The sequence below is a fragment of the Nocardia sp. NBC_00565 genome (assembly GCF_036345915.1).
Classification (GTDB): domain Bacteria; phylum Actinomycetota; class Actinomycetes; order Mycobacteriales; family Mycobacteriaceae; genus Nocardia.
In genome coordinates, this window is the sequence record NZ_CP107785.1 from 330,046 (window position 1) to 343,355 (window position 13,310).

Here is a 13,310-nt window from a genome sequence, read left to right on the forward strand (position 1 = left end):
CGCCGCGTAGGTCATATAGTCGTCGAGCTCGGCGCGCTGGTCAGCCGCAGTCGGCCCCGGTACCGCGCGCGAGTCGCTCGGAATCGGGCACATGATCGCCCAGTACACCCGGGCATCGGTCGTCGGTCAACTCGAGCGCCTCGCGGTCCGCGCACAACCTTTGTGTGTTTTATGTCGGCAGCACACCCCGTGTACCGGGTGTGCCGCTGACATAAGGGTTGTGCGGTCTGGAATCCGCTGCGATAGCCGACCGGCGCGGCCGTGCGATAGCTGACCGGTGTCCAGCTGCGATAGCCGACCACTAATCGGCAGAATGTGCGCTCAGCGGCGCAGCTGATCCTGCGGTACCAGCAGCGTGGTGCGCTCATCGAGGGGCACCATCGGCTCCAGCTTCGCGCGCGTGCTGAGCTTGTCCGACAGCTTCTGCCTGCCGACGAGTACGAGCTTGCGCGTCACCGGGCTTTCGGTGACAGCGCGAGTGGCCGCACTGATCTGTTCGTAGCGACCCCGCCCGGCCTTCGTACCGAGCACATAACCGGCCGCAATGCCGATGATCAACCGCAGCATCTCGTAGAGCTCCTCCCAAAGTGCCTGTGCGCGCGGCTACCATCCTGCCCGACGCCCGGTACCCCTGTCGATCCGGATCCACCGTTGCTTTGATTCAACGAATCTCAGCATTTCCGGCCTTTCAGCCGGAACGGTCCGTAACGGTGTCACCGCGGCACATGGGCCGTGGTGTCCTGATGACGGTCTCTCGCTTGTGTCCGCGATTGCGGGGTTTCGCCACCAGCCCGCCCGCTGATAGCCGTGCGGCTACTGGCGGTGGCGCGGGTCTTACGGTCGGCTCCACGAGGATTCGGCGCTGACGCGCCCAGGTCTGCGGCCACTCCGCTACCTGTCGTGCACTGCGCCGCCAACGCGGCGAGGTTGCGTGCGGCGTTCACGTCCCGGTCGAGCACGAGCGGGCATTCGTCGCAGGTGAACACTCGGACATGCAGCGGCAGCTTGGCTTTCACCGCGCCACAGCCCGAGCAGGTCTTGGACGAGGGGAACCAACGGTCGGCGACATGCACCGCACCGCTATTCCACTCGGATTTGTAGGTGATTTGTCGTCGAATCTCCCCGAAACCGGCATCAGCGATCTTGCGTGCCAGCCGTCGGTTGCGCAGCATTCCGGCGACGTTGAGGTCTTCGACCACGACAGTGCCGTACTCGGCGGTGATGGCGGTAGTGAGCTTGTGGACAGCATCGGAGCGCAGGTTCGCCACACGATGATGCACCCGGTTACGTTCCGCGTCAGCTTTACGCCAACGTTTCGAGGGCTGCCCTCGGGTGCGCCGGTCCGGGCCTCGGCGCCGCGACACGCGGCGAGAGAGACGCCGCAGACGCTTCAGGTTGGTGTCGTAGTGCTTCGGGTTCGGGAAGTACCGGACCCCACCGTCGGAGTCAGCTGTGACCGCGAGCGTCGTCACACCCAGATCCACACCGACCGTGACATCAGGGCGGCCCGGTCGGGTTGTCTCCCGCTCGACCTCGACCTGGAACGACACGAACCACCGTCCCCGCGCATGCTGGACAGTCGCCGACAGGACCCGTGCGGTGCCGTTCTCGATGCGGCGTTGAAGCTTGCGGGTGGATTCGTGTGTCCTGATGGTTCCGAGCCTCGGCAGCGTCACATGATGGCGGTCGGCGTCGACGCGGATGGTTCCGGTGGTGAACCGGCACGCCAATGGTGCTGTGTGCTTGGACTTGTAGCGCGGCAGCCCCATCCGTGCGCCCCGTCGTTGTCCCCGTGCGGATTTCGCGTAGTTGTCGAACGCGATCGCGGCGTTGGCCAAACCGGTGGAATACGACTCCTTGGAGTTCTCGGCCCACCAGGACGCGAACCGCAGATCGGTGTGCTTGACCTGGTTGAACGCCTTCCGCAGGGCAGGCAGCGACCACGGACGCCAGTCGGTCAGCTCAGCCTCGGAAATGCCGTAGGACTGCTCGGCCCTGCGTTGGGACCACGACGCCGACACCCACGACACCGCCCAGTTGTAGGCGGCGCGAGCCGCACCACAATGCGAGCGCAGCGTATGTTCCTGACCTGCGTTCGGGTCCAGGGCATACCGGTACGCCTGCACCACGAAACCCGGTCGAGGCTCAAATTTTTTCACTGCCCCCGCCTCACCGGCGCCCACCCGTCGTGACCGATCGCGCGGCGGTCGTGGCAACAGCAGACTCCCCTGCTCGAATGCATGTTCGAAGCCTACTGCGTGCGACCAGTGGATGGAACGCGAATACCCGTGTGAATTACACGTATTCAGAGTTGATCGCGTTCCACAGCGGCCGGGAACCGACAACCCGCCCCCGATCTTGCGCCCCACATCTCACGGTCGACAATCATGGAGGAACACCGACAAACGCTGATGAACAGCACAACAGTTCTCACCCCCATAGCGCGCCGCCCCCAGACACGCCGACACCCCAGCATGTCTCCAGGTAGAGACGCGATTTGGGAAGCCGCGCGACGATACGCTAAAGTTTCACCTCGGCCCGCCCAGTACGGACGAGCCACAAGGATAGTCCCCTATAGCTCAATTGGCAGAGCAGCCGACTGTTAATCGGCAGGTTTCTGGTTCGAGTCCAGATGGGGGAGCTTTGGAAAAGCCTCCGACCAGCAAAGATGGAATTTGCGGTCGGGGGCTTTTCTGGTTTTCGGGTCGAGAAGGTCCTTGATGGGTCCATGATCGGGTGGTTTTCCCCGGGCCGGGGCAGCGTGTCTATGTTCCGGTTTGTTCGAGTGCTGTCCGGTTGTCCACGTGTTGGTTGCGTGCGGCATAGCAACGTGCGGTGACCAGGGGTGAGTCGCCGAGTTGTGCGGCCGCTGCTTCGATTCCGTTGATGTCGCGGACGTCGGTGGCGACGCGGTGGCGGATCTGGGTGGGGGTTATGGCGGCGTATTTCTCGGCTCGCGCGCTGCGCCAGAGGCGGCCGAAGTTGGTGGGGCTCCATCCTTTTCCGTTTCGGGAGGGGAGCAGGAGGTTGTCTTCGGAGGGGATGTCGCAGGCGAGGAGTTGACGGGTGGCTTGCACGCCTCGTGAGGAGAGGGCGAGTCGGCGGATGCTTTCGAACCAGTCTTTAGACCTGGTTGCCAGCGCCATCCGTTGCTGAGGTATTCGAGCTTGCTGCGGATCCAGGTGCCCGGGATCGGGGTGTCCAGTTCTGCGTCTTGGGTGTGGATCCACTCGACCGCCGCGTGGCGGACATTTCTCGCCGCTTCCTTTTCGGTGTGGCCGGTGCGTCGCGGTTTGTGGTAAGTGCCGAAGTTGTTGCGGCACAGCAGGCGCTTCGTATGTGCCGTCGGCGAGTTGCCGGATCTGGGGTTGCCCGGCGGTGCCGGGTTTCAGTGCGGGATTGGACATTGGGGCGCCATAGCACCGATCGTGGTGGTGTCGCGTCGGCTGCACCACTGTGCACGGTTTTCCCGCGTGTCCTTCTCTCTGTAGAAGTGTACTTATTAGAAGTATACTTCTATCTATGACTGCCTTGGTGAAGCCGGACCGGGTGTTCGACCGTGACCGCGAATGGGACGGATTGGTGCGGTTCGCGACGTCGCCGAGTCCGGATGTGCGGTTGGGGATTGTCAGCGGGCGGCGGCGGCAGGGCAAGACGTTCTTGCTGGATGCGTTGGCCGATGTCGTTGGGGGTTTCTTCTTCACGGCGACCGATGCGACGGAGGTCGAGGCGCTGGAGGGTTTCGGTGCGGCTGTGGCCGGGCATGCCGGTGGTGGCCGGTATGCGTTCCGGGATTGGGACGAGGCGTTGGAGCGGTTGTTCGCGGTGGTGGGGGATGGGCTGGTCGTCATCGATGAGTTTCCGTATCTGACCAAGGCCAGTCCGTCGTTGCCTTCGGTGTTGCAGCGTGCGCTCGACCCTCGCGGTTATGCGCGGCGGGCGGGTTCGCGGGTGTTGTTGTGTGGGTCGGCGATGTCGGTGATGGGGCGGTTGCTGGCCGGCAGTGCGCCGTTGCGTGGGCGGGCGAGTTTGGAGTTGATCGTCAAGCCGCTCGGTTATCGGGAGTCGGCACGGTTCTGGGGGATCGAGGATCCGCGGTTGGCGGTGTTGGTGCATTCGATCGTGGGTGGGACGCCGGCGTATCGGCGTGAGTTCGTCGCGGGTGATGCACCGGCGTCTCTGGAGGATTTCGATTCCTGGGTGTTGCGGACGGTGCTCAATCCGCAGGTGCCGCTGTTCCGCGAGGCGCGGTATCTGTTGGCTGAGGAGACCGAGATCCGGGACGTGGCGCTGTATCACGCGGTGCTGGGTGCGATCGCGGGTGGGCACACGACACGCGGTGGTATCGCGAACACCATCGGCCGCAGTTCCACCGACATCGGGCATCCGTTGTCGGTGCTCGAGGATGCTCAGCTGGTCATCCGAGAGGCGGATCCGTTCAATCGGGGTAAATCTGTGTATCGGGTGGCCGAGCCGCTGATCGTGTTCTACGAGGCGATCATGCGGCGGGAGTGGACCCGGTTGGAGCGTGGGAATCCCGAAGCGGCATGGCGTAATTCGCGTGCCACGTTCCTGTCGCAGGTGGTGGGCTTACATTTCGAGGGAATCTGCCGGGACTGGGCGATGTCGGTGGGGCCCGAGGTGTTCGGCGAGTTGCCCGGGCATGTGGCGGCCGCGACAGTCAGCGATCCGCGTGACAAGCGGCAGATTCAGGTCGATGTCGCGGTGCTGGCGCCAGAGGAGACCGGACGGCCGCGACGCATCCTGTCTCTGGGTGAGGTCAAATGGGACCGCACCATGACGATCGGGCATGTGGACCGCTTGCGGCGTGCGCGAGAATTATTGGCGGCCAAGGGATATGACACCAGCCAAACCATCCTGACCTGCTACAGCGGAGCGGGATTCGATGAGAACCTACAGGCTGTCGGCATCGGCCTCGAGCATCGGCCGAAGGAGGTCGACGGCCCCATGCTGGTCGACCTGAACACCGTCTACGCCGTGGTGTAGCAGCGGCGACCGGTTCTGGCGGACTCGAGTGTGCGGCGGGCGGCTCGATAGGTGTGGTCGCAGGAGTGATTCCTCAGCTCGGTAGGTAGCGGAGGTGGCCCGAGCGAATTCGTCGTCCTCCCCCGCCGCTGGGTGGTCGAGCGGACCCTGGCCTGGATTTCTCGGCGCCGGCGCCTGGTCCGCGACTACGAACGACTACCCGAACACCACGAAGCCCTCGTGATCTGGTCGATGATCATCCTGATGTCGCGGCGCCTGGCCCGCACCCGGCAATGAATCACCCACCGCACCAGCAATATTCGGCGATCGTGAACACCCCAGAAGGCTCCTGTTCCAGCCAGCCACGCGCCACCAGGCGTTTCAGCTTCCCCCGCAACGACTCGACCTTCGACCGATCGACCCGATCGATACCCAGCTCGGCGGCGACCTGCCCGGCCCGCAACCCGCCACCGGACTCGGCGAGCACCGCCAGGATCTCGCCGCAATCCTCCGGCGGCGCCGACGCGTTCATCCCCGCTGCCCGCTGCGGCACCAGCACCAACCCGATCGGCGATCCGTCCGGAATCGGCTGCGACGCAACCATTCCCGCTCTACCGGCCGAATCTTCGTCCACCTCGGGCGGGGTCGGTTCGGCGGTCTCGGCGCAGATCTCGCTCATCGTTTCCCGCGTGATCGCCAGCCGCGACAAGCGATGCTCCTCGGCATTCAGCTGTTCGGTCAGCTCCGCGATCTGGCGACGCAGCTGCTCGACTTGTTCAGCAGCGGCCGCCTCACGCCGGTGCAGCTCCTCACGCCACGACACCATCGCCCACCCCGCATCGACGATAAACTCCTGGCAACCAGCACAACAGTGGCCCAAGCGTTTTCGCAGGTCAGCCGACCCCGGTCGCTAAATGATCAGTTTGGCTCACAGGCACCAAGACGCGCACAGGGGGTGCCGCAGATCGTCCGCAGTCGGGACGGTTGCCACGCGCCGCTGCCCGAGATATCGGCAAAGTTGCGCTGAGCAGGCATTTTGTGTGAAGGTGCTTCGGTGTAGGGCGGCCGGCGCGCGGCCGAGAGGGGAGATCTGATGTCGGAGACTTTCAAAGTCGATCCCGCCGCAGTGGACACGTTCGCCGCGGCTTTGAAGACGCTGGCCGAGGCCAATGCGAATGTCGCGACCTATCTGGACAAGTGGCTGGTCTTGGACAACACCGTGTGGGGCGACGGCGGGCTCATCCGTATCGGGCTGAGCGCCGTTGCCGAGGCGCACAACAAGCTGAAGCCCAATTACGCCACCCTCGGCACCCTCTCCGAGGCTGCGGCGACCGAATTGACCAAGGTCGCGCAGGTTTACCGGACCATTGACCACGCGCGCGCCGACGAGTTGGACCGCACGTACCCCACAGGCAGCAACTGATGACCAAGACGCCGTCCGAGCACCTAGCGGAACCTTCGCTCGAGGACCCGCTCAACGACAGTTTCGAGTTCCTCATCACCTCGAACGCCATTTCGCCGACGTACTGGGCTTGTAAGTGGTTCGAAAACGTCCTCGGGACAGACCCGCTGAAGTGGTTCACCACCAAGATCTCCGGTGATTGGGAGGCCCTGCAGAAGGCGGGCAACGCGGTGGAAAACCTGGCGTCCTACAGCGCGAGCTTCTCCGAATCGGTCAAGTCCGCCGCGACGACTGTCGACACGACGTGGGACGGTAACGCCGCGACCAGCGCCCAAGCCTATTTCACGAAGCTCTCGGCAGCCATTTCCGCGCAGGTAGATCCCTTGAAGGAGATGGCGACCGAGATCAACCGCTTCGCGTCGACGGCGTACCACCTCTCCACCGCCATGAGTAATGCCTTGCAGACCTTGCTGGACTGGGGTGCCATGGCGATGATCGAGTGGGCTGCGGCCGAGGCCTCCGCGCTCACCGGCGTCGGAATTTTCGCAACGGCGGCCCTGGTCGCCGCCGCCACCGCTACCACGGCGAAGGTGATCGCGGAATGGGGCCTGCTGGTCGAGAAGTTCAACGCCGCGTATGTCGCACTCGAGGCCATCGCCGGGGTCGGTTTCGGCGTGGTCGCGGTGGTCGAGTCCGCCGATATGCCCAGCCTGCCCACCGCCATCTACGACCACCCTGGAGCCTGAATGAACGCGCCCGAGCCGATTCATGATCTGGCCCATGGCGATCTCGGGGCCTCGCGCCAACTGTCCCGGGCGATTCGGGTGTTGATGAATACCGCCACCGATCCGCAATTGAAGGAGCAGCTGCGCGGTGTCCTCGAAGGCAAGGGCAGCGCACGCGAATTGATGCACAGCGAGGCATTCAATCGGGTGCTCGATCGCACGTTGCCCGCCGCCATGCAGCAGTTCGCGGACATGCCGGAGGAGGAACGGCAACGGCTGGCCGCCCAGGGCGAAGCCGAGTTGGTGCGACTCCGGTCTGAACCACTAGAGGACCAGCGGCCGTCGGATCGGCCGATGCCCCCTCCCGCGGATCGGCCGGCGCCCGCCGGGAACGCCGTCATCCCGGGCACCCGCAAGCCCAACCGCGATCGCATCGTAACCCCGACTGATGACGACGATGAGGACGACGAATACTTCCGGGACCGCCAGCAGCGCGGATGGCTGCAGTGACCCGGGCACAGGTGGTCTTCGACACTGAGATCAACCCGGATTGGACGCTGGCTCTCGCGGCGGCACCGACGGAGCTCGTTCTCACCGAGCCGATGCCGGGGTTGTGCAGCGAGCACGGTGTCACCGCTAGTGAGACCCGTTCTTTCGCAGTCAATTCCAGTGGCCCACTATCGGAGCTGCCGACACCGCGAGCCATGTTGCGCTCCATGAAACCCGGGCGGCGGGACCCCGTCCTGGCGCGCGTCCGCTTCGACTGCCCGGCCTGCGAGTTCTGTCTCTACGAGGTCCGGCGCTTCCGTCGAATCGCGCTGCTGGCACTGCTGGCGATACCACTGACAATCGCGGCCGTCCTCATCGCACGGGCGCTCGAACTCGAACCGCTCTATCTACCTTTGGCTTTCGTGATCGTGCCCGGATGCATGCCGATCGCGTTGCTGGTGGTGATGCTGTCCTGGAGTCGCTCCGGCTATTTCGCCGATGTCTGGATGAACGAAACAGCCGACCAGCTGATCGTTTCCGCGCACCCGGATTTCGTGGCCGCGGTCGAGCAAAATCGGGCCGGGAATCGCTGAACGCCCCACCGGAGCCCACCACAACAGGGGCCCAAGCCTTTTCGCAGCTCCGCCCACCGGAGCCATTTGAGAGCCCTGCACGACGAGATCTCCCAGCTGAAGCGAATCATCCGTCAGGTGGAGCAGACCCCTGCGGCGGACCCGGCCTCCGAGCCCTCGTGAGTGGAGGGGACCGGTTGGTCACGTTCGACGGTCGGTGGCCGAGTCGCGGGGGCCGGACAGGACCCCGCGACCAGCTGCGCCGACCCCGCACCCCTCAGGCGGCGTCGAGAGCCGCGATGATCGTGCGCGCCATCGCAGCCACGACGGGACTGGGCTCACCCTTACGGGGCCCGGCGGCAGCTTCGACAGCGACCAGCACAGTGCCACGGAAGTTGTCGGCCTCACCCGGATACTGCTCGCCGAGCAGGCTCATCGCCGCGGTCAAACTCGCCAACACCTGGTCGGCGAGCTCAGCGACCGACTTGCCCGGCAAGTGGATGTCTTTGGACTTGGCAGCGAGCACATGCCCGACCAGCCCCGTCGCCGAGGCCAAGGCGACGCAGCCGTGCGTGATCCCCTTGTGCGGCGCACCGGCGGCAGCCATCAACGACACCGCACCATAGGCGGCGGTACGCAGGGTGCTCTTGTCCTGGTCGGTCAACGTGATAGTGATGGACATCTCGTGTACTCCTCGAAATCGGTTGTGGCACCGGCCTGCAACCCTGTCGGTGCCGGTCGTTTTGTTCGATGAACACACTCTCGCCGCGCCGACTGACACCGACCTGACACACACCTGACACCCCCACTGACACCACGATCGGCCATCAACGCGCCAGCCAACCCGCCGACGATCACACGGCCCGAGACCGCTGTGGCTCAGCACGTCCTGTTGTGCCGCCTACCGCGCTGACCGATCCGGCTGCGCCACGACGGCCGTCAATCGAACCGGCTGCGGCTCAGGACATTGTTTGGTCGTGATTCGTCGGCGTCAGTACACGGTCGACAGCAAGTGCCTGTACCGCTTCTCGACGGCGGAGGCGTATTCGGCGACCTTGCCGGCGATCTTTCCCACGGTCGTGGGGTCCTTGTCCTTGATCACGTCGGCGTGCAATTCGGTGGCGACCTCGGACACCGCGACCGCGTAGCACAGGATCCTGACGATGTCGCCCTCGTCCAGGTCCGTGACACCACCGAGGACCTCCGGTGTGACCGGCGGCAGTTCCAGCCCGGCTTTGTTGAACGCTGCCGGGGTATCGACGGGCAACTCGTCGCGCCCGCCGATGGTGAGGTTCGCGTTGATGACGCATCCGGCGAAATCCCCGCCGGCGTCGATGCATCCGAAGAACGGGTTGCGGAAGACGACGGCGTCGAGGCAGCCGGCGGTGCCGGTGACGTTGGCACCGGTATTCGCGAGGAAGTGCGTTTTGCCCGGGGTGGGCACCAAGACGTATTCGGTCTCGAAAAGGCTGATCGCCCGCGATAGTGCGGGCACGGCCGACACCCCCTTGTTCGGCAGGGTCGTGAGGTCGATCCGGCACAGGTAGGGGGTCCGGTTGACGATATTGAGCACCTTTTTGTCGCCGCCGGAGGATGCGGCGACACCGATGAGCGCGCCGATATTGCGGCAGAACGATGAGGTGCGTACCCGCGGGTCGTCTTTCTTGTTCCCGCCGCTGTGTTCCCCGATCAGGTGAATGATCGTCGCTAGCGCGGTATCGGACACGATCGACACCATCTCGGCCGACGGCAGGCTGCTGAACCGCCAGATGTACTGGTGGTCGGTATCGAAATCGAATGCGGTGAAATGGGTGAAATTCTCTTTGACCGTGTACTTCAACCATTCCCTGTGCGGGAACCACTGCTGCGCGAGGCTCGGCTCTTTCAGTTGGGCGCTGATCTTGTTCAACCACTGCATGTGTTCACCGGCGGCCGGGCTCGGCGTCGGCGCAGCCACCGTATCGGGTTGGGTTGTCGTGGTGGTGGGCACGGACACCTGACGTTGTTGCGCGGTGCTGGATTGTCCGGTGCTCGGCTTGCTCGCAGTGGACTTGCCGGTGACGATGATAACGCGCCGTTTCTTTTTCGACGGATCGTCGACCTGTTTTCTATTGGGATCTGGATCTTTTTTCTCTTCAGAACTGGTCATGGCGCCCCCCGGATCGAGTGTGATAGGCCGTCATCGAGTCTATCTCCGCCCCATCCATCGGTGATCCGAAATGGGCTGTGCACGAGTAACTTTCGCGTGCGCCACCCAATTTCTCGTCATATTGTCGGAATGCGACGTTCGAGCCCGACACGATAGCGCCCGGGTGCCGGATACCTGCGGACCAGCCGCGGGATCGGGGAGATCTCCACCTCTCCGACGAGGATCTGGGGTTCCTACGCTTTGTCGGACTGTCGTGCCGTGATGAACCGAGCCGCGTGAGTCGGGAACATCGTCTGCTCCGCGAACTGTGCGCCATATCGCTGCGCCACGTCGCTGACGCGCTCGACCGTCACCGTCCACCCGTGCTCGCTCAACCAGGTGTCGACGGGAAAGTCCTCCTCGTCCGGCCACAGCTGGGTGAAATCGAGGCCCGTTCGCTCAGCCATGTGGGTCCACCGCTGCTGGAATTCCGGATCGCGGCGCAGCCTGCCCAGATCGTCGATGTACTCCAATTCGATGCTGCTGCCTGCGACAGCGAGTTCGTCGACCGCCGACAGCAGGCGTTGCTTCGCCGCGTTCGGCAGAAAAGGCAACAGCCCCTCGGCCAGCCAGGCCGAAGGCCGAGACGGATCAAAACCCGCCCGTCGCAACGGCTGTGTCCATTCCTCCCGCAAATCCACCGCGACCACCCGCCGTCGCGTCCGGGAACGCGCACCCTGCTCGAGCAGGACGCGGTCCTTGAACGCCAGCACCTTCGGCGCATCCAGCTCATAGACCGTGGTCTGCTCCGGCCAATTCAGTCGGAATGCGCGGGTGTCCAACCCCGCGGCGAGCAGAACCATCTGGGACACCCCAGCCGTCGACATCGTGGCGAAGTAGTCGTCGAAGTACCGCGACCGCACTCCCATATACGAGGCCATCGACTCCCAGGGCATATCGGGATCGCGCTCGGCCGCGTCCAACCGGGTCGGCACGTGAATCGGCGGGGCGGCCGCTTGCACGAATGCTTCCGCATAGGGGTCGGACACCAACCCGCCGTCGCGGTGCGTCTCCATCGCCCGGCCTGCCGCGACCGCGAGTGCGGTCAACCCCACGCCGGTGACAATGTCCCATTGCGCCGACGTTTCTCCCGCAGACTCGTTCGCGGTTGTCATGTTCACCCAACTTACCCGCCCGGCGAGCCGAACAGCCACCTTTCAGCAACACAAGTGAGACGCTCCGGACGAAACAGAGCGACCCGGCGCTTCCACATCGGCGGTGGGCATCTCAACAGCCGAGGACTGACACTGGCCGACACCATCCAAGACCTTCTCCACCGCTGAGCCCGCTGTGGCACACGGTACGGACCACGTCCGGTCACGTCGCTGATCGGTTGTCGCGCAATGTATCCGCCCGGTCAACCTGAACGGACGCACATGCCGATGACCGGGACACTCAGCCCTGGCGAGTCGGTCGAATAGTCAGGTCCCCGATTTCGACGTCGTCGGGTTGGTCGATCACGAATGCAATCGCCCGAGCCACCGCCGTGGGGTCGATACCGAGATCGGCCATGTTCTGCCTGGCCTGCTCGCGCACGGCCGGATCGTCGACGGCGTTGTCAACAAGTTCGGTGCGGACGTAGCCCGGGGAGATCGACGTCGTCCGCAGAACCCCGTCGGTACTCTCCTGCCGCAGGCCCTCCAGGAGGGTGCGTACCGCGTTCTTCGTCCCGGCGTACACCGCCTGGGTGGGGACGATCTTCAGACCGGAGGTCGAGACGACAGTGACGAGGTGACCACTGCCCTGACGGCGGAACACTGGTAGGGCCGCGGCGATCCCATGCAGAATCCCCTTGACGTTCACATCGACCATCGCCGACCAGCCCTCGACGTCCAGGTCGGCAACGGAGCTGATCCTGCTGATCCCAGCGTTGCCCACCAAGACGTCCAGACGACCGAAGCGCTCGACGGCAAGGGTGACGAGCGACTGGAGGTCGTCGGGATGGGTGACATCCACGCGCGTGGCGGCCGCCTCGCCGCCGGCGGCTTCGATCTCGGCAACCAGCCGGTCCAGCCGGTCGGTGCGGCGGGCGCCGAGGACGACGGCCGCACCGAGTGAGGCGAGATGGCGAGCTGTTGCTTCACCAATTCCACTGCTGGCGCCGGTGATGGCGACAACCTTGCTGTCGATGGTCATGAAGATCCTCCGCCTAGAACGGACACATGTCCGGTTACCCCGATGGCCAGTATTCTCCCTGAGTGCGCCGACATCTTCGTTCGAGTGGACCGCTACGGCCGCGCCCGGTCGACAGCTTCCTGAACCCAGCCGGTGCCGTCGATCGCAGAATGGGTCGTCGGGTCCGCCAGCCTCATGATGACACCACGGATTCGCCCCGGCCCAGCCGGTGAATCGAGTGCCGCGTCGGCCGACGCGAACGCACGGTAGCCGGGGCTGATTCGAGGTGTCTTATCTTTTCAGAAGACGAAGCCGCGCAGCGCCAGGAAGCGGATACCGCCGACGGCCGCCATGATGGCGATCACGGCGCCCGCCTGTGCGGTCGCGCCGAGGCCGGGTGCCCAGAACTCGAGACCGGCCAGCGCCGCCGTGCTGATCAGCAGGCCGATCAGCGCCAGCCCGCCGCCTTCCCACTGTGCGGTGAACCAGCCGACCCGTCCGACCGCGTGGAAGGTGAGCTGGCGGTGCAGTTCGTTTGCGATCACGGTGCTGAGGATCGAGCCGGCGATATTGGCGACCAGCGGGCCGATGCCGTTGATGGCCATGAACAGCAGGACATAGGCAATGTTGCTGGCGCCGCCGACCAGGGCGAAGCGGATCAGCTGGGCGAAGGTGTGATCACCGCGCAGATACTGGATCACGCGGGCGAGTCGGTCGAGCCATTCTGTGCGCAGCATCGGGTAGGGCCCAGCACCGATGGTCAGATCGATGCCATCGAGGATCGTCTTGTTCCCGTGTGCCTTCCGCAGCCCGGAAGCGGCAATTGCTGTGCT

14 protein-coding genes, 1 tRNA gene and 2 pseudogenes are annotated in these 13,310 nt (G+C 64.6%); 7 read left to right on the forward strand and 10 right to left on the reverse strand.

All coding sequences use genetic code 11. The annotated features are described in order from the left end of the window. Window positions 1–321: 321 nt before the first annotated feature. Entirely contained in the window at window positions 322–567 is a 246-nt protein-coding gene (locus tag OG874_RS01920) for a hypothetical protein (protein ID WP_330253393.1), read from the reverse strand. Between the two features lie 146 nt (window positions 568–713). Continuing rightward, complete coding sequence (gene tnpB / locus OG874_RS01925) at window positions 714–2,159, reverse strand: IS607 family element RNA-guided endonuclease TnpB (RefSeq protein ID WP_330253394.1); 1,446 nt, start codon at window positions 2,157–2,159, stop codon at window positions 714–716. A gap of 409 nt (window positions 2,160–2,568) precedes the next feature. On the opposite strand from tnpB, the gene OG874_RS01930 reads away from it, so the two are divergent. Then, window positions 2,569–2,641: transfer RNA gene (locus OG874_RS01930), tRNA-Asn, on the forward strand. A 124-nt stretch (window positions 2,642–2,765) separates the two neighbouring features. On the opposite strand, the gene OG874_RS01935 is transcribed toward OG874_RS01930, so the two are convergent. Beyond that, the gene (locus tag OG874_RS01935) at window positions 2,766–3,077 is read right to left on the reverse strand and encodes a hypothetical protein (protein ID WP_330253395.1); all 312 of its coding nucleotides are present in this window, start codon (window positions 3,075–3,077) and stop codon (window positions 2,766–2,768) included. Between the two features lie 445 nt (window positions 3,078–3,522). Between OG874_RS01935 and OG874_RS01940 the strand changes: the two genes are divergently transcribed. Together OG874_RS01940 and OG874_RS01945 are read left to right on the forward strand one after the other, a co-directional pair. After that, window positions 3,523–5,007 carry an AAA family ATPase gene (locus OG874_RS01940; RefSeq protein ID WP_330253396.1) on the forward strand — a complete coding sequence of 495 codons (1,485 nt, stop codon included), beginning with the start codon at window positions 3,523–3,525 and terminating at the stop codon, window positions 5,005–5,007. Between the two features lie 108 nt (window positions 5,008–5,115). After that, window positions 5,116–5,283: pseudogene (locus OG874_RS01945) on the forward strand (transposase); the annotation flags it as partial. A 1-nt stretch (window position 5,284) separates the two neighbouring features. On the opposite strand, the gene OG874_RS01950 reads toward OG874_RS01945, so the two are convergent. Next, window positions 5,285–5,812: a hypothetical protein gene (locus tag OG874_RS01950; RefSeq protein ID WP_330253397.1), complete on the reverse strand. Its 528-nt coding sequence runs from the start codon at window positions 5,810–5,812 to the stop codon at window positions 5,285–5,287. A gap of 267 nt (window positions 5,813–6,079) precedes the next feature. Between OG874_RS01950 and OG874_RS01955 the strand changes: the two genes are divergently transcribed. Genes OG874_RS01955 through OG874_RS01970 form a run of 4 tightly spaced genes read left to right on the forward strand, consistent with a single transcriptional unit; the run spans window position 6,080 to window position 8,195 of the window. Further along, window positions 6,080–6,409 (forward strand): hypothetical protein, encoded by a 330-nt coding sequence (locus OG874_RS01955; protein WP_330253398.1) that lies wholly within the window; start codon window positions 6,080–6,082, stop codon window positions 6,407–6,409. After that, window positions 6,409–7,134 (forward strand): hypothetical protein, encoded by a 726-nt coding sequence (locus OG874_RS01960; RefSeq protein WP_330253399.1) that lies wholly within the window; start codon window positions 6,409–6,411, stop codon window positions 7,132–7,134. The genes OG874_RS01955 and OG874_RS01960 overlap by 1 nt, the downstream gene beginning before the upstream one ends. Beyond that, on the forward strand, window positions 7,135–7,623 hold the full coding sequence (locus OG874_RS01965; RefSeq protein ID WP_330253400.1) for a hypothetical protein: 489 nt from the start codon (window positions 7,135–7,137) through the stop codon (window positions 7,621–7,623). Continuing rightward, entirely contained in the window at window positions 7,611–8,195 is a 585-nt protein-coding gene (locus OG874_RS01970; protein ID WP_330253401.1) for a hypothetical protein, read from the forward strand. Before OG874_RS01965 ends, OG874_RS01970 begins: the two co-directional genes overlap by 13 nt. 256 nt (window positions 8,196–8,451) lie before the next feature. On the opposite strand, the gene OG874_RS01975 is transcribed toward OG874_RS01970, so the two are convergent. The 6 genes and pseudogenes from OG874_RS01975 to OG874_RS01995 form a co-directional block, all read right to left on the reverse strand. Continuing rightward, window positions 8,452–8,856, reverse strand: coding sequence for a hypothetical protein (locus OG874_RS01975; protein WP_330253402.1), 405 nt, complete (start codon window positions 8,854–8,856; stop codon window positions 8,452–8,454). 309 nt (window positions 8,857–9,165) lie between these two features. Then, complete coding sequence (locus OG874_RS01980; protein WP_330253403.1) at window positions 9,166–10,323, reverse strand: hypothetical protein; 1,158 nt, start codon at window positions 10,321–10,323, stop codon at window positions 9,166–9,168. A 233-nt stretch (window positions 10,324–10,556) separates the two neighbouring features. Continuing rightward, entirely contained in the window at window positions 10,557–11,477 is a 921-nt protein-coding gene (locus OG874_RS01985) for an SAM-dependent methyltransferase (RefSeq protein ID WP_330253404.1), read from the reverse strand. A gap of 280 nt (window positions 11,478–11,757) precedes the next feature. Continuing rightward, a complete protein-coding gene (locus OG874_RS01990; protein ID WP_330253405.1) occupies window positions 11,758–12,498 on the reverse strand; it encodes an SDR family oxidoreductase in 741 nt (246 codons plus the stop codon). Window positions 12,499–12,599: 101 nt separating this feature from the next. Then, window positions 12,600–12,689 (reverse strand): annotated as a pseudogene (locus tag OG874_RS44595) (polyketide cyclase); the annotation flags it as partial. Window positions 12,690–12,776: 87 nt separating this feature from the next. Further along, a complete protein-coding gene (locus tag OG874_RS01995) occupies window positions 12,777–13,214 on the reverse strand; it encodes a GtrA family protein (RefSeq protein WP_330257692.1) in 438 nt (145 codons plus the stop codon). Between the last annotated feature and the right edge of the window lie 96 nt (window positions 13,215–13,310).

What these genes read in the sequence shown, in the direction of transcription:
- OG874_RS01920 (WP_330253393.1), bottom strand. Translation starts at nt 567, where the DNA reads ATGCTGCGGTTGATCATCGGCATTGCGGCCGGTTATGTGCTCGGTACG.
- OG874_RS01940 (WP_330253396.1), top strand. Translation starts at nt 3,523, where the DNA reads ATGACTGCCTTGGTGAAGCCGGACCGGGTGTTCGACCGTGACCGCGAA.
- OG874_RS01950 (WP_330253397.1), bottom strand. Translation starts at nt 5,812, where the DNA reads ATGGTGTCGTGGCGTGAGGAGCTGCACCGGCGTGAGGCGGCCGCTGCT.
- OG874_RS01955 (WP_330253398.1), top strand. Translation starts at nt 6,080, where the DNA reads ATGTCGGAGACTTTCAAAGTCGATCCCGCCGCAGTGGACACGTTCGCC.
- OG874_RS01960 (WP_330253399.1), top strand. Translation starts at nt 6,409, where the DNA reads ATGACCAAGACGCCGTCCGAGCACCTAGCGGAACCTTCGCTCGAGGAC.
- OG874_RS01965 (WP_330253400.1), top strand. Translation starts at nt 7,135, where the DNA reads ATGAACGCGCCCGAGCCGATTCATGATCTGGCCCATGGCGATCTCGGG.
- OG874_RS01970 (WP_330253401.1), top strand. Translation starts at nt 7,611, where the DNA reads ATGGCTGCAGTGACCCGGGCACAGGTGGTCTTCGACACTGAGATCAAC.
- OG874_RS01975 (WP_330253402.1), bottom strand. Translation starts at nt 8,856, where the DNA reads ATGTCCATCACTATCACGTTGACCGACCAGGACAAGAGCACCCTGCGT.
- OG874_RS01980 (WP_330253403.1), bottom strand. Translation starts at nt 10,323, where the DNA reads ATGACCAGTTCTGAAGAGAAAAAAGATCCAGATCCCAATAGAAAACAG.
- OG874_RS01985 (WP_330253404.1), bottom strand. Translation starts at nt 11,477, where the DNA reads ATGACAACCGCGAACGAGTCTGCGGGAGAAACGTCGGCGCAATGGGAC.
- OG874_RS01990 (WP_330253405.1), bottom strand. Translation starts at nt 12,498, where the DNA reads ATGACCATCGACAGCAAGGTTGTCGCCATCACCGGCGCCAGCAGTGGA.
- OG874_RS01995 (WP_330257692.1), bottom strand. Translation starts at nt 13,214, where the DNA reads ATGCTGCGCACAGAATGGCTCGACCGACTCGCCCGCGTGATCCAGTAT.